Source organism: Pseudoduganella sp. UC29_71, assembly GCF_042693265.1.
Taxonomy (GTDB): Bacteria; Pseudomonadota; Gammaproteobacteria; order Burkholderiales; family Burkholderiaceae_D; genus Rugamonas.
Window position 1 is genome coordinate 2,846,230 of record NZ_CP170549.1, and the last position, 21,934, is coordinate 2,868,163.

Sequence of the window (21,934 nt, forward strand, 5' to 3'; positions counted from 1 at the left end):
ATACGTGACCAGCTTACTGGACGATAAGGTTGTACTGGAGCAGCTCCGCTGGGTTGCCTTGAGCGACGATTCGATATTCGGCGCCCACCGGAATAGTCGCGACGCAGTAGTCGACTTGGCGCACGTTCCACGTTGCTCCGGCCCTACCTCTGCAAAGCACCTTTCCCTGCCGGGTCTGCACTTCAAACCTCTTAATCTCGCCAGAGGAGTTGATCGTTGCCAGCACCTTCTTTCCGCCGCCTTGCTGAAGCCATCCAATGGACGCATACCGCCCGTCGGGGGCGAAGAGCCCAACATTGCGCCGCTCTATGACACCGGCCAGGTTCTCGCCAAAGGGAGGCCACCGACCACCTTGAGTCGGGACGCCTACGGTGCTGAGCTGGTTTGTAATCCACGCCTGGTGCGTTGCATAGGAGGTCGCCATCTGGAACGCGATCGTCCCGCCGGAGTTACAGTTATCGTCACTACGCCCCGACGTTACGCCAATTGTGACGCCGCCGGCATCGTACAACGGACCACCTGAGTCCACCCTGCAAACTGTCGATGTTGAGCCGCCGCCGTTGGGTTCAAACAGGGAGCACAAGCTACTGGCTGGATCAAGGTAGTCATAGCCGGTGCAGCTGCTGGCTTTAACGCGGCCTCGGGACTTCAGGCCAGGCTGCGTGAGCGCTTCCAGAATGGTGGCGCTGACAACCGTGCCGTCAGGGCCAATGGCGCTGTAACCGAACCCGATAATATCCCCAGACGTCCATGACGCCGCAGCGGCGGGCGCCGTAGGAAGCGGTGCTGGAACGATATCGCGCACCGGATCCTTGAGTACCAATAGCGCCAGATCATTGCGCACGCCGCCATTATCGAAGCGATACTGGTTATCGGTGATGACCAGTTTTACTTCTCGAAGCCCGACATGCTGGAAGAAAACGCGCCAGTTTGTAGGATCATTGAGTGGCGCTGGCCCGCGTGGTGGTGCGCCGCCTATGCACTGGTCGCCAGTTGGGTAGTTATCGAGCGGCCTATCCGACAAGCAAATGCAGTGCGCAGCGGTGAGGATGACGTTCTGACTTACCAATGTACCAGTGCATCGGGGGTAATACTCGCTCGCCCCTGCGGCCCTGGCCAACAGCAGCGCGACCGCTGGATCACCGGTCGTCGGCCCGCCATCTACGCTATTGTTGACCGTTGGAACGGGACCGGAGTTCTTGGGCGCCGGCGCGGCAATGGTTGACGGCCCCACTGGGGGCTGGACAGCGATGCGCTCCAAAAACTGATCGGGACGCAAATTTTGGAGCTTTTCAGCCTCTTGCGCCGGCTTGCCTCCAATTTCGCGGTATTGGGTCAACGCGATTTCCTTGGCCTGCCTTGCCACGGCTCTCAGCGTTTCAATACGCGAAGCAATATCCTGCCTTTCCAAGTTCTGCGGCGCAATCACCTGAGCGGCGGCTACTTGCCAGCCAACCGCGCAAACGAGTAACAGAATTAGTCGCGAAGCGGTATTCATATATCCTCCAATGAGTTCAGACGAACCACGCCCATATTATTCTCCTGGACAGTCTTCCGGCTTCGCTAGACATTTCGCTTCGCGCTGCTGCTGATATTTCAGATCGTTCTTGTCCTTGAGTGCCGCGGCCTGCTGGCCCGGCGTCTTCGCTGCGTTCTTCTCTGCCAAGAAGGTGCCAATCGCTGCGGCCGCAGCACTCCCCTCGGACACGGCATTTGTCGTGCCATAGGATATTTTGCTAATTGTGCCGTACTCAGTCAGGGCCATTTCGAACTTGCGTGAACCAAACACAGCTGCATCCGGCACAGGCACATAGATTCGATCGGCCTCGGTGTTAAGCGGGACTGGCACGGTGCCTTCCCAGTACACCGCCAATGGATCCTTTACGCTCATGTCGCCCGGCAGTCCACTGACCTGAATGAGCGCTGAGGTTACGCCGTTTAGAGCAATTTTCACGTCAGTGTCGGCACCGATCCAGGTCGCCACCGGAAACTTCGAAGTAGACTTAACTTTAGCCGTAAAGCCTAAACCAGGAATATGGTCTTTAAGCTTCCCGAAGAGCATAGCGTTATTCGATTCAGGCTTAATCTCCGCTATCTCGCCGCCGTCGATAACCACCTGTTTGTCAGATGCCGAACTGCGTTTGTATGTAATCTTCCCCTCATAAGCGATCGTAACGGCAGTGGGTTCTGCTGCCTGCTCTTGCGCTGCTGGCGCCGGCTTCTTCGCTTCCTTTTTCTTATCGTCCTTCGCCGCTTCCTTCTTAGGCTCCTTCTTCTCCTCCGCATCGGCTTTTGCCGCATACAGTGCAACGACCTTGCACGCCTCTTTTGCGTTGTATGCGGGAGCCACCGCAGGTCCTGCAGCGGCGGCGACGATTTTGACTACCGAGAGAACGTCCTTAATCACTTCGCCCGCCTGGCCCACGGTTGCGATGTTCACGCCAGCCAATCGGCCATCGCCGGTGAGTTCAAATGTCAGATCGGTATTTGCGAGTGGGCTACCTGATTTGCTTGGCGAGAGCGTTACCGGAGCGGTAGGGTCGCCTTGGTAGGTAGTGGTCGGCGTCACGGTCACGACCTGCACAAGCCGGTCGCCTGCAGCGTTGCAACCGATGGTCTGGGTCACTTTGACCGTGGTCTCGGCTTTTGGTAGGTAATACGTAAAAGTACCTTTAGGCGGCGACGAGCAGCCGCACAGCAGAAGCAGTGCGCCGCCCAACATGCCGGCAAGCGGTTTCGAGACATTAAGGCGCGCAGCGGCAACCACGGTGGCTTTGCCAGCCCGTTCATTCGAAGTGGTCATAGTATCCCCAGTCTGGACAGCGATCGGACCTTCTCTTTGTTATCCGATAATGCTATTGCAATTTGATCAAGCAAAACTATCCAATACTCACACTGCTATTATTTTTGCAAATTTACAACTACTGGAACGCCACATCGCGGTGGAAACGGCCACTGCGCTCATCGTCACATCGGTAAGCTTCGGGGCAGCACCGTCTTGAGCGCTTCGGCAAATTGATCGATGATGATGGCATCACACCGTTGGGAAGCGGCGTAATCTCAGAGAGCTGCTGACAAGCCGCAGTTCCAAGGCAAGAATTCATCGACCCGGTTGACGGGATGATCGGCAATATGCGTCAGCACGTGACGCAACCAGGCTTCGGGTGCGACACCGTTCAGCTTGGCCGTGCCGATCAGCGAGTAGACCGCAGCTGCGCGCTCGCCGCCGCTGTCGGCGCCAGCAAACAGGTAGTTGCGACGGCCAATGGCCACGCCACGCAAGGCGCGTTCTGCCGCCGAGTTGTCGATCTCGATAATGCCGTCGTCACAGTAGCGCACCAGCGCCGGCCAGAGTTTGAGTGCGTACAGAATCGCCGCCGCCGTGTCGGACTTGCGCGACAGCGTGTCGAGCGTGGCGCGCAGCCAGTGTTCCAGGTCATCGAGCAGCGGGCGAGCGCGGGCTTGCCGCACCAGCCTTCGTTCATCGGGAGGTTTGCCCCGGATCTCTGCCTCGATCACATAGAGTTCCGCGATCCGACGCGATGCTTCGGTAGTCAGCGCTATCGCTCGCGCCGCGTGCAGGTCGTGGAACTTGCGCCGCGCGTGCGCCCAGCAGGCTGCTTCGCGGATCGTGCCGTCGTCAAACAAGGCGTTGAAGCCAGCATAGGCATCGGCTTGCAGGACACCTTTGAACTGGGCCAAGTGGGTCTGCGGATGGATGCCCTTGCGGTCGGGCGTGTAGGCAAACCAGACTGCTGGCGGCACGGTGTCGCCGGCGGGCCGATCATCGCGCACTTAGCTCCAAAGGCGCGCCGTCTTGGTTTTGCCATTGCCGGGGACCAGCACCGGAATCGGGGTGTCGTCGGCATGCAGCTTCGATGCCGCCCGCACGTGACGCCGAATGGCATCGACCAGCGGTCGCAGCAGCGCGCTGGCGGCACCAACCCAGCTCGCTAGCAGGGCGCGATCAAGGTCGAGACCTTCGCGGGCATAGATGACGGACTGGCGGTACAGCGGCAGATGGTCGGCGAACTTGGCCACCAGGATATGCGCCAGCAGACCGGGACCGGCGACACCGCGTTCGATGGGCCGGCTCGGTGCCGGCGCCTGGACGATGGTGTCGCAACACGAGCACGCCAACTTGGGCCGCACATGCCGGATGACGCGGACGCTGGCCGGCACGAATTCCAGTTGTTCCGCCACGTCCTCGCCCAGCGGCCGCAGGCCGCCACCGCAAGCGGGACACGCATCGGCAATTGGCGGATAGACCTGCTCGTCACGCGGCAAGTGCTCGGGCAAAGGGCGGCGCACCGATTTCTTGCGCGGCGCCTGATCGGCCGCCGGCATCTCCCGCGCCGCCTCGGCCTCGTCGGCCTGCAGGTCTTCCAATTGCAACTCCAGTTGCTCGATCTGGTGATCCAGCTTTTCAGACTTGCGGCCGAACTGCATGCGCCGCAACTTCGCGATTTGCAGCTTGAGGTGCTCGATCTCGACGGCGCGCGTATTGAGTTGTTCGCGCAGACCTTCCACCACCGCGTCTTGGGCGAGCAGCAGCGCCTTCAAGGCGGCGATGTCGTTGGGCAGGTCGGCCGGGCTGAGCATGCGCCGAGTTTACGCGACCCTAGTTACGTTTACAAGGCCGACGTTGGCTTCCAAGTGCGTTCCGGCCGCCGCCAGTCTATCCCTTCCAGCAGCATCGACAGCTGCGCCTGCGTCAACGCGACGGAACCGTTGCTGGCCTGCGGCCAGATGAAGCGCCCTCGCTCAAGCCGCTTGGCCAACAGGCACAAGCCATCGCCCGTCCACCACAGCAATTTGATGCGGTCGCCGCGCCGGCCCCGGAACACAAACACGTGTCCGCTGAATGGGTCTTCCTCCAGCGCCGTCTGCACTTTGGCAGCCAGGCCGTTGAAGCCGGAACGCATGTCGGTGATGCCGGCGGCGAGCCAGACATTCGTGCCGGAAGGAAGCCCGATCATCGCAACACCCGATCCAACACTTGCGCCGGCGTGGATGCGTTGGGCTGGCCTTCGATCCGCACACGAACCTGGCCCAGCTCAAGCACGATAACGCCTTTGGCATCGGAGGGCGTGCTGTTCGGAGCAGGTGCCGTCGGCGCCAGCACCACCGGCAACAGGCCATCGTCACGCATCAAAGCAGGCACGCCAAGGCGCCCTTGCTCATAAAGCCGGCGCCAGCTAAACACCTGGTTGGCGTTGACCCCGTGCCCGCGCGCGATGCGTGCCACTGAGGCGCCCCGCTCCAGCGACAGCGCCACCAATGCGCGCTTGAATTCCAGCGGGTGCTGGCGGTAGTGACCGCGCGCGTTCTTGGAAGTGATCGGTTGAAAATTTGTGTCCATAATCGAAATTGGTGGGCACAAATGCTGTGCCAGAATTCGATCATGAAGGCCGCCTGTCAGGTAGTCCAGACGGTGCTGGGAATACGCTTACGCCGTTACGTCTGAGTCATACGCTCCTCCCACAGGAAGATGCACGCTTCTGCCGCGCAAGCCCAATCGACGCTTCATTGCAATATAATCTGAAGTCGGCCCTCAGACCAGGGCCAAAATTGAACTCCCGGACAACTTAACGATCATGGCCGACCATTTCACGACACGCTTTATCGATGACGCCGCGGCATTCGCCGCACTGCACGAACGTTTAAAAAAATTTGGGTATGTCACCGAGGCCGACGAGCCTCACTTGAACCGCCCCGTCCACAACAGCCTGACAGCAGATCGATACCAACGTGTCTTCGAAAAACACCATCCGGCGCAGTACACCAGTTTGCAGGTAGCTGCCTGCGCCATCGATGTAGGCGACGGGTTTCCTTCCTTCTACGTGATCTATGACTGCGCGCGGTTCGAAGATTCGCGCGCAATAGAACACGAACTCAAGCGGGTTGGGAACTTTACATAGTTCACCTCATCGCCCGACCTGATCGGCCGTCGAGATGCCGCTCCCGTATCAGCCGCAGCAACCGGTCCCCGCTCCACAGCCCGATACGCGCCGCAGCCATCTGCGGGTACAACGCCGCCCCGCTACGCCCGGTGTGCACGAACAGCCCGCCATCGTAGTTTCCACGAGCAATGACGTCACCAAAGGCGCACACATGCGCCAAGCACACGTGGTGCAGATAGCGCTTGGCCTGCACCGCGTGCCAGCCCCGCCCAAGCAGCCAGACGGCGCCATCAATCCCGCCGTCGCCGCTGTAGCGCGTGCCGCGCAGCACCAGCAGGCCCGCGTCCTCCAGCGCCGACATCACCACCTCCTCGAACACCAGCGGGTCGACCGCGCGCAGGTAGGCCAGCGTGCGGCCGCCGGCACCCGGCTCCTCGAAGGCGCGCACGGTGCGCAGCACGCGGCGCGACTGGCGTACATTGCGCTGGTGCCCCGGCAGGTAGGCCAGCCTGGTCGCGTTCACCCAGCGCGAGAGGCAGCGGATCGCCAGCTTGCCGAGCGTGTCGCCCCAGCGGCGAAAGCGTGCCGCCCATGCCGCGTCCCAGCCGATCGGCCTCCGCCTGTCCCCCTGCCCATACGCCCTGCCGCCCTGACGCCGGCCGGCGCTGCCCCTTCCCGATTCTGCATCACGCATCGTCCTTCCCTCCTCTCCTGCGTACCGAGCCCAGATAGGCGGTACTGATCTGCGGCCGGTGATGTCCCAGCTGCTCGGCCACCTGACGGTAGGCGTCGCGCCGCACGGCCGGGTCGAGCGCCGGATCGCCACCGCGCACCGGCGAGCGTACCCGCGCGATCTCGAAGTACAAGTCGTTGGCGAACTGGTGGCGCAAACCGTGTGCGGTCACACCCAGCTCTTGGCGCGTCATGCCGGCACCGCGCACCACGTTGGAAAATCGGTCCAGCGATTGTTTGAGCGACAGGCCTGGGCAGCCGACGTGGCCGTGGCGCGTCGTCACCAGTTCCCTGGCCTCGCCCAGCGCCTGGCGCTGCGCGTCGCTGAGCACCGCCGTGTAGCGCAAACGGCCGCCCTTGGTGCCGCGCTTGATGCGCAGGAAGCTGACCCAACGCAGGGCCGCCGGATGACCTTCTGGCAGCGCGTAGGAAGGCACCTCGGCCACGTGCGGCCAGAACATCACCGCTTCCTTGCGCCGCATGCCAAATGCCAGCATCAGGCGCAACTGGACGCCAACGTGGCGGTCGCGCGCCGCGACCTGCTCGATCAGCGCCTGCGTGTCGACGGCGCTGCCGTCCCAGCTGCGGTCGCGTTCGGCCGGATAGTGCCGCGCCACCAGCGCCGGCTCATGCGTATAAGCCTGCGCCGTGCGCACCAGGCCCGGCTTGCCGATCCAGCCGGCGTACACGCGCAGGATCGAGAGCTGCTGCTGGATGTAGGCCGCGCTGCAGGGATGCGGGCGAACAGGCCTGTCCTTCCCTGGCGCTGCGCACCAGTAGCGCACCAGGGCGGCGATGTGGCGTTCACCCAAATTGTCCGGCGCCGTGGTAAAGCCCAACCGGCGCAGCAGCGCGAACATGCGGAACAGCGCCTGGCGGCGCGCCGCGCGTGTGTTGTGCGAGACCACCTTGTTGCGCGAGGCGTGCATCTCATTGCGTTGGTCGATGATGGCGGCCAGCTGTTCCCGCCAGTCCCGGTATTGGCCCATGCGTGACTCCCTTCCCTGCTGCGCGCGCCGAGCCCGCGTAGCGAACATCCGCCAAGACGGCACACTTTCGGCGCGCTATATGCGATCGAGCGGCGCCGCCACTGCCTGGCTGGCGCCCTGCCTGGCCTGCCCAACCACCGTGCCACGCGGGCCATGCGCGGCAAATGCCGGGAACTGCTGCTGCGCCTGCCGGTCCCGGTCCGGCACGGCGCTTGGGATAGATCGGTGTCGTAAAAATGAATATGTGGACGGACAGCGGATTTCGCCTTCTGTCTCGCGCCCCGCCTCCTGGGCGGACGGTGCCGCGCTGGGCGCGGCAAGGACATCACGTGGCGGCAATCGCCGCGCAAAACACGTGTCGCCTCCTCGCACGGTTATCCCCGGCCCTACCACCAGGCCGCTTCGTGCTGCCGTACGTACCACGCTGTTCGACGCTTCGGATGGCGCCGTCACAACGCGGCACCGCCTGCGCGGTGGCCGTACGAGCTGAGGGACGTATTGAAAAATCGGGAGAGACGGCGTCGCCGTTCCCCTACCACCGGACTTGCCGGTGCGTGTCGGCACGCCAATGCGGCGTGCGGCGCGGGCAGGCAATGGTGCCTGGCCACGCGTTCAGGACATCGATGCCCGCGTGCTCAAAGAAAGATCGGAAGGATGGTGCACCAAAGGCCTCGGTCATTGCCGACGACGCTACTGGCGCAATCTGTGCACGAAGGCACAATGGAGTATCGGCATCGCCGACCTGGGGACGGGTAACGACCGCAACGGGCTGTATCGCAAGCCTGCGCCGCATTGAGAGCACGATGCTCATGGAAGCGGGTCCAGACAGTGGAGGCAGGATAGGAGGCAAATCGGGCAATGTCAAGGTGCGCGGAGGGCGCGAAAAATTGTGGATTGATGCGTGAAATATTTTGTAGGTGACGAAACAGGGCCTTGTTCCGCTATGACATGCCGGGGCCTGCGAACTCCTCTGATTGTAAATCTGTCGAAGCGCCGGACCAGATTCGCGCGTCTGGGTCGGCCTCGTGCGCGCACCTTCGCAAACCGGGAACTGGCCGGCACGGACTGACGCAGCGCACCGCAGCGCCGCGTGGGCGAACCCGAAACGGCCCAACTGACCGGGCAGTTCCAGAACCGTACTGGACCAGTAGCAAAAATCGAAATGCGGCCTTAAGAGGAAGCCTTTCACATGGATCAGCGCGCCCTGCTCCCACTATGCTTTCCCTGTTCAACCAGAAAGGAGCGCGCGCCGTGGAACCTATCGTGAGGGCGGTCGATGTCGGACGAGGCAATACCAAGTTCATCAGCGGCATCAAGAACGGCGAGCTGCGCTGCGACATGTTCCCGTCCCAGGCACATCCATCGGAAGCGGGACAGGAAGCCGAAGCATGGGGCGCACGCCGGAAAACCGTCTGCATTCCCGCCGGCGGTCTGGTGTACGAAGTCGGCCCCGACGTCCACCTCGCGGCCGATGTGTTCAACGCCAACGTCCTGCAACACGACCGTTATTGCGACACGCCGGAATATCTGGCCCTGCTGCTCGGTGCGCTGCATTACATGCAGCTCGAACGCATCGACCTGCTGGTAGTGGGCCTGCCGGTTGCCACGTACAAGCTCAAGTCGCTGGTCACCGCCTTGGAGCGCCGACTCGCCGGCGAGCACGAACTGTCCAAGGGCCGGCGCGTGAAAGTGGTGCGCGCAAAGGCCATCGCCCAGCCTGCCGGCGCGCTGATGCACTACGGCCTGACGCACAGCAAGGTGGCGCAACTGCGCAAGGAGCGCAGCCTGATCGTCGATCCAGGCCGGCGCACCTTCGACTGGCTAGTCACGCAAGGCATGCAGCAGATCGACAAGCGCAGCCACTCGGTCCCGCGCGGCATGCACGATGTGCTGCAGACGATGATCGAGGGCATCAGCCGCAGCACAGGCTCGCATTACCGGGACTATGACACCGTCGATGCGGCGCTGCGCACCGGGAAGAAGCCTGTGGTCTTTCAGAAGGAGTACGACCTGACGCGCCACCTGCCACTGGCGAGGAAAATTCCGGAACAGGCGGTGGCCGAGATGATGCATTACGTCGGCGACGCGAGCGATATCAGGAACATCATCCTGGTTGGTGGCGGCGCGTTCTTCTACCGGGCAGCACTCAAGGCCGCCTTCCCGAACCATGCGATCCACGAGTTGAAGGATCCGATCTACGCCAACGTGAAAGGATTTCAGCAAGCAGGAATGGAACTGGCCCGCGCCCTGGTGGGCGGAGGCACTAGCGCCGGCGTACGCGTCGACATCAACGAAGCCGGGAGCGGCGGCGATGAGTAAGGGCCTGCGCATCAACTTTGAACTGGATCGCGCTGATAATCCGCCGCTCTATGACGAGCTGGCCCGATTTACCAAGGGCGCAAAGCGCGCCAACCGGCTGCGGACGCTCGCCCATGCAGGCCTCATGGCCCAGATACCTGCCCCCGCAACGACCACGTCGGTCGCACCGCAACCGCAGAATGGCGAGCACGATCCCGTCCATGCCGCTGCAAGCATGGAACTTTTCGCGCCTGCCATAAGCTAAGTGGACAGCGGGCACGGCGGTATACGCAGCCGCAGTGACCACAACTTGTAAGTTATCGCATAGGATTTTCGCAGCGAAGTCATGCATCGCGGCCAACTGCGACAGACTGGAGACATGCTCCAGAGTCCGTGCTAATCCGCTTAAGTGCTTCTTCTTGCGCCAGCGCTGGTGGTAAAGGTCGCCGAACTCGGCCTCGGGGAATTCGGTCTCGTCGAGCAGGTTGGTCATCAGGACGCGGACCTTGACGGTCGACGAGACGTGGCGTACCAAGCGCACAGTCTGGGGCTGGGGCGGACACTCGGTGCTACGCTCAAGAAAACGCCATTTCCACGATCACCCTGAACATGCCCTCCGTGCCCGAGGGGTTTGAAAACACGCGATGGAACAGGTCCCGCCGCCCCACTAGCGGCAGTTTGAAATCCTGCTCGTCGATTATCAAGTGCTTCACCTCGACGAAGTCGTCATCGTTCAAGCCGCCATCGAGCCCCCCGGAACTCCTTAGCTTGTTGACCGCGTTGATGACGGCGTCGATGACATCGTTCTTCTTCAGACCGTTCGGCGGCACTGCGGGGCTACCGGCCAGATGGTTCAGTGCCTTGACGGCCGCGCCGTGGACCAGATTGCGAATCTGTTGCGGATCACCGTCGTCGTTTTCCATCATGAGCATCACGAACGCCATCTTGTTGATGTCGGCGATCGGCGTCGGCATGTGGCTCTTCAAGCCCCAGAACGGACGGCGCACCACGCCCGGCAGCGTGTCCAGGATGTCATACGCCGCCGCCGGCGTACCGAAGGGCATCGAAAAGGTGGTCGCCATCTCCGACCGCCCCAGTAAAAACGGCCCGTAGCGCGTGGTGTCGATGACAAGCGCGCTGGTGTGGGTGAAATCAGCGCCAACGATCAGCAAGTACGGCTCGTCGTTGCCGACCTCCGTGCTGTCATCAAGGGACTCGATGGTCTTCAGGGCAAGTGTAAATTTTGGAATGGACACGGGGAGCCTTTCTGGCGGTCATGAAGCGCACTTCGTCGGGGGAACCAGGTGCGGCTGCCGGGTCGGGTTCCGTCAGTGATTATAGATATCTTTTTTATAACAACTCTCACCAATTGTTTCATCCGAAACCGGCACACTGCGCCAGGAGAGCGACCGGCGCCGATCAGCCAGAACTCTCGCCGCTGACGCCCAGCACTATCGAGGGCGACACTCAACTACATCTCCAAAGAGCTTTTTGACAGTGTACGGAGTAGCATTCGGGCCGCATGATCGTCCGCTTCGGGGCGGCGGCTGCCAGTCGTCGGTCGGACATCAAGTGTCAGGTCAGGGTGTGAACCAGTACACGCATCGTCGGTGGCGCACAAGGTAGAACTCTAGCTGCTAGCTGCTCCCCAAGGTGGCAGCGAGCCAGCTCCCCTCGAAGCTGTCGCGGATGGCTATCGGAGCTCTTGCCCGGCATCGCGCAGTGACACGCCAATTACCGTTGCTGCCACTGTTCGGCCAACAGCGGAAGCGAAACGCATGATCGTCGACTCATGCGGCCCAAAATGAAAGGGTTTCAGGTCCGGTGCAGTCCGTACCAGCGACTCAAGGCTGCCGATCTCATCCACCAAGCCAAGCGACCGGGCCTCTTCGCCGCTCCATACCTCTCCGGTGCCGTAGTCGATACCAGCCTTTAACCGCGCCCCTCGTTGCGCGATCAGTTCGTTGACGAACATCGCTCCCACGTGGCTAACCAATTGCTGAGCCTTCGCGTCGGACGCCTCCGACACCGGCGTAATGGGATTCAGGAAGGCCTTCAATTTCCCTGACGCGTAGACGCGCTGCGACACGTGAAACTGCGCGATCGCCTGGTCCAGCTGCCACGGCGCGATAATCGCGCCGATCGACCCGACAAGACTATACTTGCCGGCCACGATGCGGTCGGCATGCATCGCTGTCATGTACGCAGCGGAAGCGCCCATGTTGCCGATAATCGCAGTGACGGGCTTCGGATGTTTTTGCCTGATGACCGAGATGGCGCGGGTGATGCGCTCGGCTTCCGCAGGGGCGCCCCCTGGGCTGTCGATGGACAGCACCACGTGCTTGACGTGCGCGCTGGAAAACGCGTCCTCCAGCGCCGGTATGACCTTGTCCGCAGAGGCCAGGGTGCCCTGTGCAATCTCGCCTTGGATGCGCACGACCCCGACCACGTCGCGAAACGGGCCGAAGGAAAAGCGTGAGACGTTCACCAGGAACATTGCGCCGGCGGCGACTGGTGCCAGGACCAACAAGGCTTTAATTCCGATACTCCATCGGCGCTCCGACTTGCGTTCGCGGGCGCTCTGGCGCTGCTCCTCCCGGATAGCAAGTTGCTGGGCATGCAGATCCGTGAGCAATTGCAACACGACCTCTTGCGGTGCGATCAGCGCCGCCTCATCTTTTTCGGTAGTCATCGTTTCCCCCGTACCCTATCTGCAATTTCCTCCGAGCCCGAGCAGAACCTGGCCAAGGCCGATCTTCTGGCTGCATTCCTTGGGTTTCGGCGCGTTTTCGCCTGCATCGACGCTGCGTTGTGCCGGTGCCCGCTCTTGTATCATTTCATCTACCGTCTGGATGCCTTCCGCAGCGGCCAAGCGCTGCTTGGCATCTTGAATTTTCGCCAGCTTGCACTTAACCTGAAACGCATGCGGATACTCCCTAGTGGCAGCGGAGTCGCGAGTCACATCAGCCGGACTGCAGAGCTCGCCCGTTACATCTCGGAAGGATCGTTCATCAACCGAACTGCCAAGGTCTGAGTGCAGAATTAAAACTTGTCCATTTCTACACTCGGAAGTGATGAACTGCAGAGCAAGTCGTGAATATATTTCCCAAACCCTGCTTGTGCCTTGCGGCACAAATGTCTTTCGAGTCAAACGATAGTTCGTAAGTGGCGAGAGATCGCAGACAGTTTCATCCGTTGGTCGCCCTGCCAACGAAACGGCGTGAGCATTAGAACCGACAACTAGCGTGACAGCAAGAAGCATAGCTTGAAGGATCAACATTTTCTTCTCCAAGTAGAGAGGACATCATGCACATGCTAAGACACATTATTTTAATTTCAAGCATCGGATTGGCGAGCGGATGGGCAATGGTCGAGTTCCGTCTTGCGACGGCCCCTCGGATCGCGGGCACTATTATCGCTGCAGCCTTTATCACGCTATACTTAGCCCTAGCCTTGGTGTATTGGCTGCTCCAATTTTTGTGCAGCAAGGTCGACACACGCCTTGCCGCCAGCTCCCTACTTGGTCACGATTCACGCGGGCGGCTTCGAATTCACAGCAACGAACGCCGCTGGTAAAGGTCACTTCCATTTTGTCTCAATCTTGTTTAGTAGCTCCTTCAATTTTCTCGAAACAATATCTGGATCGCCTTTAACTTGTTCATTGACACTATTGAACAGCGATCGTTCAGTTGACACGTGGTTATCTCTTGTCCGGCCCACCTGCTCCTCTTCAAATTTCTGCTCGCGCTCTTTTGCTTTCTCCTTCAAATTCGCCTCACTCTGGTTTATCTCATTGCGTATTGCCTCGCTTCGCGCCGACGATGTCTCATTTTCCTCGGAACGTGTATTTCCTGCCGGCGCGTCTTTTACCTTATCACGATAAGCCTCTGCCGTCGTAGTTAATTTTGAGATCGTGCCACGATCCAGTGCACTCTTTGCTTCACGATAATCCGATTTAACTTCATCAAATGAGCTAGGTAAACGACTTGACTTCGAAACCGGCGCAGGAACACGTGTAACGCTTCCGAGAAAGGATTCCAACTTCACTAACTCTGCGGCACTGCCCACTTTATCCGAGTGGAGTAATTTCTCGAACAACGAGACATTCTGCGGATCTTTGGCTAAGTCTTTGCTAACTGTTTCTCCCCGTTGAAATGCATTCGCAACGCTCTCGGAGAACTCCACCTGTTTGCGCAGACTTGCGTCCGCTCTCTCGCTGCGAGACAAACTCTCAGTCAGTCGTGCGGCAATTTCTTTTCCATTTCGATTCTCCCCCAGGACAGATTGAAGATAGTTCTTGTTTCTTGAAACTGTGTCCGAGAATGCTTTGAACTTCGCTTTATCCTCGCTGCTCAGCGCATTGTTGATAAGTTGGTCCTGTTTCTGCACCGATGAAGAGTAGTGTTTTCGCCCTTCGCCGAAGACCTGCCCGCCCACATCAAACGGAGATAAGCTCTTCATGGCCCCCCCTACGCCAACTCCGAGATGCGAGGCGCCGCCAAATGCTACTGATGCTACCTGCTGTTCGCTCGCGCCAGTGGTGGCCGCCACAGACCTGGCAATTTGCACCAATTCGCCTATTCGCTCTCCAACGCTCTCATCGCTTGACACGCTAGAACCTTCCGTACGACCATGCGCATGTATTCGTGCATTCGCACTTACCAGAGCATTACTCAATGCTGCAGCTTTCTCGTTAGACGCAGCCACAGATTCGGCTTGCGCTGAAGCGACCGATCTAGAAGACGCTTCCACGTGCTGCTGGGATATCTTGGCGTCCACTATGCGCGACACTGGCCCCTCGTTGGCCAGCGCCTTGGCAGCAGTCAGCCCACTCAACACATTTGAGGTATATGTGGTGCCGCTGCTGTCGTTTTGTCTGCTTCCAAAAAAGGCGGAAGAACGCGCCGGCGCGAGATTGACCTGATCCATGCTCATGTTCCCCATCGACACATTGCCGGTTGCTGCGGCAGATGACGTCGAAGTCAACATGGACTGAAGCGAATGTGCGCCAGATACCAAGGCACTGCCGAGCGTTTCCATGCGTTTCAGCGCTGCCCAGGCAATCATTGGAATACTCATCGTCATGTAGCCAACTACCGCTTCGCCCGAGATGGCGTTCGAATAGATCGACGGGGCCGTCAGCAATGACAGCGCGGAGGCGCCACCGCCGACACTGGCCGCAGCAGCCAGATCTTTCGCCGCATACATCATTGCCATGTAATTTAGAATTGCATACAGAGGGGGCCACAACTGGATCCAAATTAACAACGAAATGTAATTCTTCAGCGCCACCGCGGTCTCGCGGCCGCCGGACAGCATGAGGAGCAGAATCACGATCGGGAAGATCGCGTACGCCAATGCCTCCACTGTGTTACGAATCACCGGTAGCGCCTGTTCTGCGACCTTCCCATTGTTAATCCAGGCCGCGTTCGTCTGCGCCACCGCTTGGGTCCGTCCAACAGCAAGCAGCACCGATGCGGGGTCGTTAACTTTCTGTCCGGCCAGTAGGGATGCATCGCTCATCGCATTAATTAAAGCATTCTGGCGAATGATGTCGGCAGCCGACGCGGCTGCATCTGCGATTCCGTTCTTGATGTAGGCCTGCTGGATCTGCCCAGCGATTACCGCCGCGGCCGACGGCCCGCTCAGGGTAGGATTCATCCGGCTCGACAGCAAGGCTTGAGCGCGACTCAACTGGGCAGGCAATCTGCTGTTAAGGTTAGTATATGCTTCGGTGCAAGGCGCTACTGCCATCCCTCCCGCTCCGTCGGATACTGGCGTGAACCTAGCCGGATTTGGCGACGCCATCAGGGGCCAGATATCACCCGACGTAGCGAATGCCTCAGGCTGCAGCGCCCCTGACGCCAAGTCATACATGGTGCAGTTATTAATGAAGTTGATCAGATCAGTTCTGAAGTTCGGATTTTGAAACACAATCCGACTGGTCTCACGGATTAAGCGATTCCCGAAAACCAAGCCGTTCTTTTGGTATGCAAGTTCACTTGGAAGGCCAGCGGCGCCTGGCAGCACCTGCATCGCCGTCTCGTACAGCTCAGTCAGGGTATTTCCGACCGTGCTCGATACCGATCCAAACACGGCAAGGCCAAATGGCACATTATCGACAACCGTCACTGCGCTCCCACCCGTCTTGTCCACGATTCCCACGGTCACCTTGGGAACGAGTAGCACCGAAAATACTAGCGTGATCGACGCCAGCCAGTACCAGCCATGCAACTTCTGCGGTGCAATTGCGTATGCCGCAAGCGCCGCGAAGAATCCGCAGAATGCAACCACGCCGAGGGCACTCGCATATGAACCGGAACCGCAGATGGCCGCGATTGCATTCAGAACACCGAACAAGCTGTCATTATTTTGGTAGGCATATACTTCCCACATCGCAGGCTCCCGTGATCAACTATTGCATGTAGGCCGCGCGACGGCCCAGCATATCGAGGATGTGCTGGGGCATTGCGCTTCGCATTTGCCGCTCCATTTGCTCAAGGCTGGATGCTATTGCATTTATCGACCCCACTCTTTGGTGGAGTTGTGCCTTCTCCTGCGAAAGCTGAGTAAGCAAATCCTGCGCTCGTGTACGCAGTTCTCTAGCGCGTTCAGCCTGTGGCAGATCAAGCAAGTAATCCTTCTCCAGCGCGAATATTCCTCGACGAAGGTTTTTCTCAAGGAAGACGTAGGCATAGTCAGCGGCAATCAGTTCGCGAAATCTGGCGATCAGGTCTTCCGAAAGATCTGCCGTCGGCACAACAGTGGTTATGGAGAGCATCCTATAGACTGGCTCCGTGGTCTGATTCACAAAGCCAACCTCTGGTGAATTGTTCGGAATCGGCGTACGCGTAAGAATTTTGTTCGCAATGGAGCGCATCAGATTCTCAACCTTCAGGGTAAATGGCGTGTGAGAATAATTGCTCTGAATAGTGACCGCGTCGCATTCGGTAAAGTTGTTGCATCGTAGTAGCTCCTGGACGACATTGCCGCCTGGCGTACCGCCACTGCCGTAAAGAAGCCGATTAATGGATGTGATCGTCGGTGCGAAGGGTTCCGGATCGCGACCATCCTCGTAGAAGATCACTGTACCCACCAGACTCATGATCAGTTCTCTCTCCTGATCGTCCAGGTTGGTGCCCGCCAGCTTCAACGCCTTCCAAGTCAAATTTCCAACGAACGGTGCCTTGTTTCGGACTTGGGAATCGGATGACGCGCGCGCGGTGGCGAGCACTGACGGCTTGGCCGTCTGGCAGCGCACCTTCGCCGCCGCATAATCGGATTCCAGCCCGAGCGTCACTGCCAGGTCCTCGCAAAGCCGGTCGCCGCTCACGCCGGTGGCCTCCATCGCCGAGCTGACCAGCGATTTCGCCGTGTTGCAGGTGCTGATGTTCGCCTGCGTCAGCATGCTTTCCAGGTTCTTGGTCCACTTCGTCACGCCGCCCAAGAGCGGCGACACCGAATCGACAGCGAGCTGGAACGCGACGCCCGGCAGCGCGGCGGTGATATTTCTCAGCATGTTCTTGAACTCGGCCGCCGAGATGTGCGAAAACGAGCCGCCATAGATGTCGATGCCGCCGCAGCCGGCTTTCACGGCCGGAAAGTCGATGGCCATCAACTGGTACGTCCGGTTCTGATTGCGCAGCATCAGGCTGCCGCCGCTGTAGGTATTGAAGACCTGCCCCTTGAAGGCGCCCGGCGCGGTATAGTTACCGATCGCCCCCAGGTCGTTGAACATGGTGTTGATGGCCGCGTTCAGGTCCCCGGCGCTGGCGCCGGCGCACAGCGCGCCGGCCCCGACCGCGGTGCAAATCCAATTCGCAATGCTTCTCATGACTTCCTCCTATCGTTGATCGCCCCAAAACACGGGTGGCGGCGTTCCCTTTCCATCCCGGCCCTCGAACAGCGCGACGATCCGCTCGGCCAGCTGCGCTTCGGACAAGACCCCGAAGCCCACCGGCTCGATGCGCCCGGAGAACGGTTGCGCCAGGAACAGTGCCGGCACCTGCTGCACCTTCAGCGCACGCACCGCGCCGTTGTCGCTGCGCGCCTGTGGGAAGCCCGCCAGCGCGCCGCCATCCACGCTGATCGGCACCAGGCGAATGCCGTGCCGATCACAGAAGGCCTGCAGCAGCGGCGCCATCGCGTGGCAGTAGCCGCAATCGCCCCGGAAGAAGAACATCAGCACGTGCTCCCTGGCCACCTGCGCTAGCACGGCATTGCGTTCGCGGATGCGGGCCTGCTCGAACACTTCGAGCGCGGTGGCGTTCACCGGCCGGCCCTGCGTGGCGGGATCAAGTTCGGGATGGGACCAGGCGATGCGCTGGGCGACATCGGCAAACCGCGAGGCGTTGTAGACCACCTTCGCTTCCAGCTCCATGTAACGGCGCACGTTCGGCTCGGTCGGCTGGATCACCGCCAGCGCGCGGCGCTCCTCGACCTCCCTTTGCAATTGCCGAAACCTGGCCAACGCAGCCTGCTCGCCGTCGCCGGTGCTCGGCAGGCGCGACGCGACCTTACGGGGCGGCGCCAGCGGATCGAGATGAAAATGCCAGCCGGTGCGCGGATCGGGCAGGCCGGCGCGCTCGCCATCGGCCGCCTCGCCGCTATCGAAGACCTGCGCAGCGCAGCAACAGGCGGCCAGCGCCAGGCACACACCCAGAAGGGTTCGCCGTGTCATCGCGCCTCCCCCGTCGCCAGGCTGCGCGGCGGCAGGCCGTCGCTGCAGTAGTTCAGTTCGAAGCGCACCCGCTGTTGCTGGGGCGTCGCCTGGGTGGACAGTTTCACGCCTTCCTGCGACACGTCGACGCGCAGGCGGGCGCATCCCCGCTGGGCGTAGCGCACAATAGTCGAGACGTCGATGTCGACATCCCCGCCGGTGCCGAACTGGCGCTTGAAGGCGACCGCCACCGAACCGGCGAGCACGCCGTGCGCCATGCCGTTTGGCGCGTCGAGCGCGGCGCGCAGCAGCGGCGCGAACTGCTCCACTGGAGCTCTGCGCGCCGGCGCATCCATCGCTAACGCCAGCGGCAACACGGCCAAGCCAGCGGCCAGGTATCGAAGATTCAGCATTTCCCACCCCGCGCGTAGCATTGCGGCGCCCTGACGGCGGCCGCGCCCTGCAGGGCGCCGACGTTGGTCTGCGCCGGTACGATCGAGGCATAGAATTCGGACAGGTCGAAACGGGAAAAGTCGAGCGCCTGCAGCTGGGCGACGGAAAATCCGCCGCAGGCCGGGTTCTGCGGTGCCCCCCAACCCATGCCCAGCTGCGCCCTGCCCTGTTCGTTGACGAGACGCGCCAGCACCGAGTTGAAGCAGCACTTGGACGTGGTGCGTTCGATGCAGCGCACGCAGCGCCCCAGGACCCGGATGCACTGCGAGCACCAGGTGCCCACGCTGCGGCACAGGCGCGCGCCTTCCTTCATCGCCAACTGCCCCTCCTCGGCGTTGCAGGACATCATGGCGGTCACCACCGCGAACACCACGGTAATCGCCAGCGACCAGGGGTTGAACGCCACCGCGATGCTCTCGCCGGCGGCGATGGTCACGGAACCTGCCGGCAGCGCGACCCCGTTCACAGCCACCGTTACGCCGTAGCTGGTGAAGGTGCCGCTGAAACCATAGCTGGTCAGCATGGACTTGATGCCGGCCGCGATGAAGCTGCGGTTGTTGGCGTTCATCAACACGTCGAATACCAGATGCGAGCCCACGCCGAACAGCGAGCCGTTGCTGTAGCCGGCGCCGGCGCGGTTGCTCTGGCAACAATTGGTGAGCAGCCGGTCGCGGCAGCGGTTGTCCTCCCCGGCGAACACGCGCAGCGTGGCCGGATCGAGATACACGCCGGCCTCGCGCGCGGCCTCTAGGTAGCTCATGGCCAGTGCGAAGTCGGGATCTTGTACCTGGGCCGTGTCGAAGCACCGCGCGCCCAGGCAGAAGGTGTTGGCCGGGCACGGCCCCGGTCCGGGGCAGCCCGCGTACAGGCCCGCCAGCGCCGATTCAGAGCCGAGCGGATTTCTCGCCACGGCCGCCGCGCCGGCGATCTGGGCGTCACCGGGCGCCAAGGCCGGACGCGGCGTAGCGGCGGACGCGACCGCATGCCGGCCCGCCTCGCACGCCTGCGGGTCCGGATGCAGCGCGCACTGCGCCAGTTGGGCACGCGCTTGGCTTGCCAGGTTGGCCTGGCCGTACAGCGCCGACTGCGGCGCCGTGTCGCTGTAGCCCGGCACCACGGCGGCGGCCGACGCGGCGTTGACCGTGCCGCGCGCCGCAAGGTTCGCCGCGCGCGCGGCGGCCAGGTCGTCCTGCTGGGCGAGCGCCAGGCGGGCCTGTCCCGTCAACAGGGCGCACAGGGTCAGCCAGGCGGTCAGGCGGCGCATGGTCACGGCTCCAGCCTGGCGCGCAGCCGGCGCGCCTCTAGCGCGAACGCCGGAGCACTGCGCGCCACATGGTCCAGCGCATAGCCGAGCGTCACGTCGCCCGCCACCGACACATAACCGTTGGGGGCTGCGCAGCCATTTTCCTGGCAGGCGGTCGCTGCGGCCGCTTCGCGCGCCAGCACGACGGCCGGCACGTGCGAGATCCCGAAACGGGCAAACGCCTTCGGATCGATTTGAACGACGGCCTGGCCGCCGCCGGTCAGTTGGCGGATGCGCGCGGCGGTCTTCGTCATCGAGCCGTCCAGTAGCCCGCGCAGCACCAGTACGGCGCCGGCGCGCGGGGCGTCGGCCGCCAACCGGCGCAGCGTCCCTTCCGGCATGGACAGGCTGATGAACACCGACAGGCGCGGTCCCGTGTTCGCGGGCACCGTGCCCACGCCTGCGGCCTCATAGCCGCGCGCCACCTGCGCCAGGTCGATCCCGGCACCGGATTGAGGGCGCGGCAGCCGGTCAAAGTGATGGGTGGCGGCATTCGGTGTAGCTTCGGCCGAAGCTGCCGGGCCGGCCGACATGGCCAGACACAGCGCGGCAAGCAGCCCCAGCGCCGGCCGCGCGCTATTGCACACGATGCAGTCAGAATCCGACACAGCAGTTCCCCTTTCTGAACAGCATGAACGCGAAATCCTCGCCTCGGACCGGATACTCCTTGCCGGCGCCCCACAGCGCCGTACTACGCCCGAACGGCTGGCAGCACCGTCCGGCATCCTTGGTGGTGGCGGCGATCGGGTAGGTCAGCTGGCTCTTGTAGGCGCGCTTGTCCATCACCGGTAGGAAGTACGGTCCGCACAGGCCCGGCTCGCCGTGACGGCCCCAGGCTACCAGCTCGCGGTGCAGCTTGGCCGTCAGACGCTGCGCCAGCAACTCGGCGGTGCGCACACCGCCCAGGTGGTACGGCACATGGCCGTCCAGCGGATACAGCGCCCCCTGGCAGCCGGCGCACCAGAACAGCTCGGGACGGCCGAAGCCGGCGGTGGCGGCGACGCAATCGGCCGCGCAGGCCGCTTGCGCCACCGGGTTGGCGAACAGCACCGCTTCCGGATTGAGGATCAACGTCAGCTCGTCGTCGTTCCACAGCGGATCGACCTCGGTCAGGTAGGCCAGGTCAAACCCGCCGCGCTCCAGGCAGGGAAAGTCCGCCACCACCTGCAGCCAGTACAACACCGGGTTGGCGTAGAAGTGGGCCTGATAAAAACTGTTCTGTTCGCCGCTGGCGTCCACCGCGCGGCCGGCATCGGGCGCCGCGATGCCGGGGTTCAGGTCGACGCCGCCCAGGGACACCAGGCAGAACGGGCGCCGCACCACCTCCACGTGGCGCACCGGCTCCCAGAAGCCGATCGACAGCCCGACCGTCGGGTTCACGCCGCAGGAACACAGGGGATCGGCCGGGTTCGGGATATCGCCCTGCCCGCCCAGGTCGGCCAGCGTGCCGCCGCCCAGGGTGATGGGCATCAGGCAGCTCCAGCAGATGTCGGCGATGGGGTTTGGAAAGCGGCCGTTGCAGATGCCGACCGCCCCCGCTGGCGGGCTGTGGCAGGCCGCGGCCAGCGCGATGGCGCCTGCCATCCGGGCGGACCGT

General features: G+C 61.8%; 19 protein-coding genes and 1 pseudogene. 2 read left to right on the forward strand and 18 right to left on the reverse strand.

Translation table 11 applies throughout. From position 1 onward, the window contains the following. Positions 1 to 13 precede the first annotated feature (13 nt). The 5 genes and pseudogenes from ACFJI2_RS12405 to tnpA all read right to left on the reverse strand — a co-directional run bounded on the left by ACFJI2_RS12405 (position 14) and on the right by tnpA (position 5,362). Positions 14 to 1,498 carry a trypsin-like serine protease gene (locus ACFJI2_RS12405; protein WP_377705295.1) on the reverse strand — a complete coding sequence of 495 codons (1,485 nt, stop codon included), beginning with the start codon at positions 1,496 to 1,498 and terminating at the stop codon, positions 14 to 16. Positions 1,499 to 1,534: 36 nt separating this feature from the next. Then, positions 1,535 to 2,803, reverse strand: coding sequence for a hypothetical protein (locus ACFJI2_RS12410; RefSeq protein WP_377705296.1), 1,269 nt, complete (start codon positions 2,801 to 2,803; stop codon positions 1,535 to 1,537). A gap of 257 nt (positions 2,804 to 3,060) precedes the next feature. Then, a pseudogene (gene tnpC, locus ACFJI2_RS12415) lies at positions 3,061 to 4,602 on the reverse strand (IS66 family transposase). Between the two features lie 29 nt (positions 4,603 to 4,631). Beyond that, the gene (gene tnpB, locus ACFJI2_RS12420; RefSeq protein WP_377705297.1) at positions 4,632 to 4,979 is read right to left on the reverse strand and encodes an IS66 family insertion sequence element accessory protein TnpB; all 348 of its coding nucleotides are present in this window, start codon (positions 4,977 to 4,979) and stop codon (positions 4,632 to 4,634) included. Next, a complete protein-coding gene (gene tnpA / locus ACFJI2_RS12425; protein ID WP_377705298.1) occupies positions 4,976 to 5,362 on the reverse strand; it encodes an IS66-like element accessory protein TnpA in 387 nt (128 codons plus the stop codon). Before tnpA ends, tnpB begins: the two co-directional genes overlap by 4 nt. A gap of 235 nt (positions 5,363 to 5,597) precedes the next feature. Here tnpA and ACFJI2_RS12430 point away from each other — a divergent pair, with 235 nt between their 5' ends. Continuing rightward, complete coding sequence (locus ACFJI2_RS12430; RefSeq protein ID WP_377705299.1) at positions 5,598 to 5,921, forward strand: hypothetical protein; 324 nt, start codon at positions 5,598 to 5,600, stop codon at positions 5,919 to 5,921. Between the two features lies 1 nt (position 5,922). On the opposite strand, the gene ACFJI2_RS12435 is transcribed toward ACFJI2_RS12430, so the two are convergent. Continuing rightward, positions 5,923 to 6,597 (reverse strand): restriction endonuclease, encoded by a 675-nt coding sequence (locus tag ACFJI2_RS12435; protein ID WP_377705300.1) that lies wholly within the window; start codon positions 6,595 to 6,597, stop codon positions 5,923 to 5,925. Then, positions 6,590 to 7,624 (reverse strand): integrase domain-containing protein, encoded by a 1,035-nt coding sequence (locus ACFJI2_RS12440; RefSeq protein ID WP_377705301.1) that lies wholly within the window; start codon positions 7,622 to 7,624, stop codon positions 6,590 to 6,592. Before ACFJI2_RS12440 ends, ACFJI2_RS12435 begins: the two co-directional genes overlap by 8 nt. Before the next feature lie 1,251 nt (positions 7,625 to 8,875). Between ACFJI2_RS12440 and ACFJI2_RS12445 the strand changes: the two genes are divergently transcribed. After that, positions 8,876 to 9,943 carry a PRTRC system protein D gene (locus ACFJI2_RS12445; RefSeq protein WP_377705302.1) on the forward strand — a complete coding sequence of 356 codons (1,068 nt, stop codon included), beginning with the start codon at positions 8,876 to 8,878 and terminating at the stop codon, positions 9,941 to 9,943. Here ACFJI2_RS12445 and ACFJI2_RS12450 read toward each other — a convergent pair. The 11 genes from ACFJI2_RS12450 to ACFJI2_RS12500 form a co-directional block, all read right to left on the reverse strand. Beyond that, entirely contained in the window at positions 9,912 to 10,415 is a 504-nt protein-coding gene (locus tag ACFJI2_RS12450; protein ID WP_377705303.1) for a hypothetical protein, read from the reverse strand. The genes ACFJI2_RS12445 and ACFJI2_RS12450 overlap by 32 nt on opposite strands. An 82-nt stretch (positions 10,416 to 10,497) precedes the next feature. Beyond that, complete coding sequence (locus ACFJI2_RS12455; protein WP_377705304.1) at positions 10,498 to 11,178, reverse strand: hypothetical protein; 681 nt, start codon at positions 11,176 to 11,178, stop codon at positions 10,498 to 10,500. Between the two features lie 437 nt (positions 11,179 to 11,615). Further along, on the reverse strand, positions 11,616 to 12,614 hold the full coding sequence (locus ACFJI2_RS12460; protein ID WP_377705305.1) for a S49 family peptidase: 999 nt from the start codon (positions 12,612 to 12,614) through the stop codon (positions 11,616 to 11,618). A 15-nt stretch (positions 12,615 to 12,629) separates the two neighbouring features. Continuing rightward, positions 12,630 to 13,202, reverse strand: coding sequence for a hypothetical protein (locus tag ACFJI2_RS12465; protein ID WP_377705306.1), 573 nt, complete (start codon positions 13,200 to 13,202; stop codon positions 12,630 to 12,632). A gap of 299 nt (positions 13,203 to 13,501) precedes the next feature. Next, positions 13,502 to 16,318 carry a conjugal transfer protein TraG N-terminal domain-containing protein gene (locus ACFJI2_RS12470; protein WP_377705307.1) on the reverse strand — a complete coding sequence of 939 codons (2,817 nt, stop codon included), beginning with the start codon at positions 16,316 to 16,318 and terminating at the stop codon, positions 13,502 to 13,504. A gap of 19 nt (positions 16,319 to 16,337) precedes the next feature. Further along, positions 16,338 to 17,756, reverse strand: coding sequence for a conjugal transfer protein TraH (locus tag ACFJI2_RS12475; RefSeq protein ID WP_377705308.1), 1,419 nt, complete (start codon positions 17,754 to 17,756; stop codon positions 16,338 to 16,340). Between the two features lie 9 nt (positions 17,757 to 17,765). Continuing rightward, entirely contained in the window at positions 17,766 to 18,602 is an 837-nt protein-coding gene (locus tag ACFJI2_RS12480; RefSeq protein WP_377705309.1) for a conjugal transfer protein TraF, read from the reverse strand. Beyond that, on the reverse strand, positions 18,599 to 18,994 hold the full coding sequence (locus ACFJI2_RS12485) for a hypothetical protein (RefSeq protein WP_377705310.1): 396 nt from the start codon (positions 18,992 to 18,994) through the stop codon (positions 18,599 to 18,601). Before ACFJI2_RS12485 ends, ACFJI2_RS12480 begins: the two co-directional genes overlap by 4 nt. Next, complete coding sequence (gene traN / locus ACFJI2_RS12490; RefSeq protein ID WP_377705311.1) at positions 18,988 to 20,298, reverse strand: conjugal transfer protein TraN; 1,311 nt, start codon at positions 20,296 to 20,298, stop codon at positions 18,988 to 18,990. Before traN ends, ACFJI2_RS12485 begins: the two co-directional genes overlap by 7 nt. 2 nt (positions 20,299 to 20,300) lie before the next feature. Next, a complete protein-coding gene (gene trbC, locus ACFJI2_RS12495) occupies positions 20,301 to 20,945 on the reverse strand; it encodes a type-F conjugative transfer system pilin assembly protein TrbC (protein WP_377705312.1) in 645 nt (214 codons plus the stop codon). Next, the gene (locus ACFJI2_RS12500; RefSeq protein WP_377705828.1) at positions 20,932 to 21,921 is read right to left on the reverse strand and encodes a TraU family protein; all 990 of its coding nucleotides are present in this window, start codon (positions 21,919 to 21,921) and stop codon (positions 20,932 to 20,934) included. Before ACFJI2_RS12500 ends, trbC begins: the two co-directional genes overlap by 14 nt. Positions 21,922 to 21,934 lie beyond the last annotated feature (13 nt).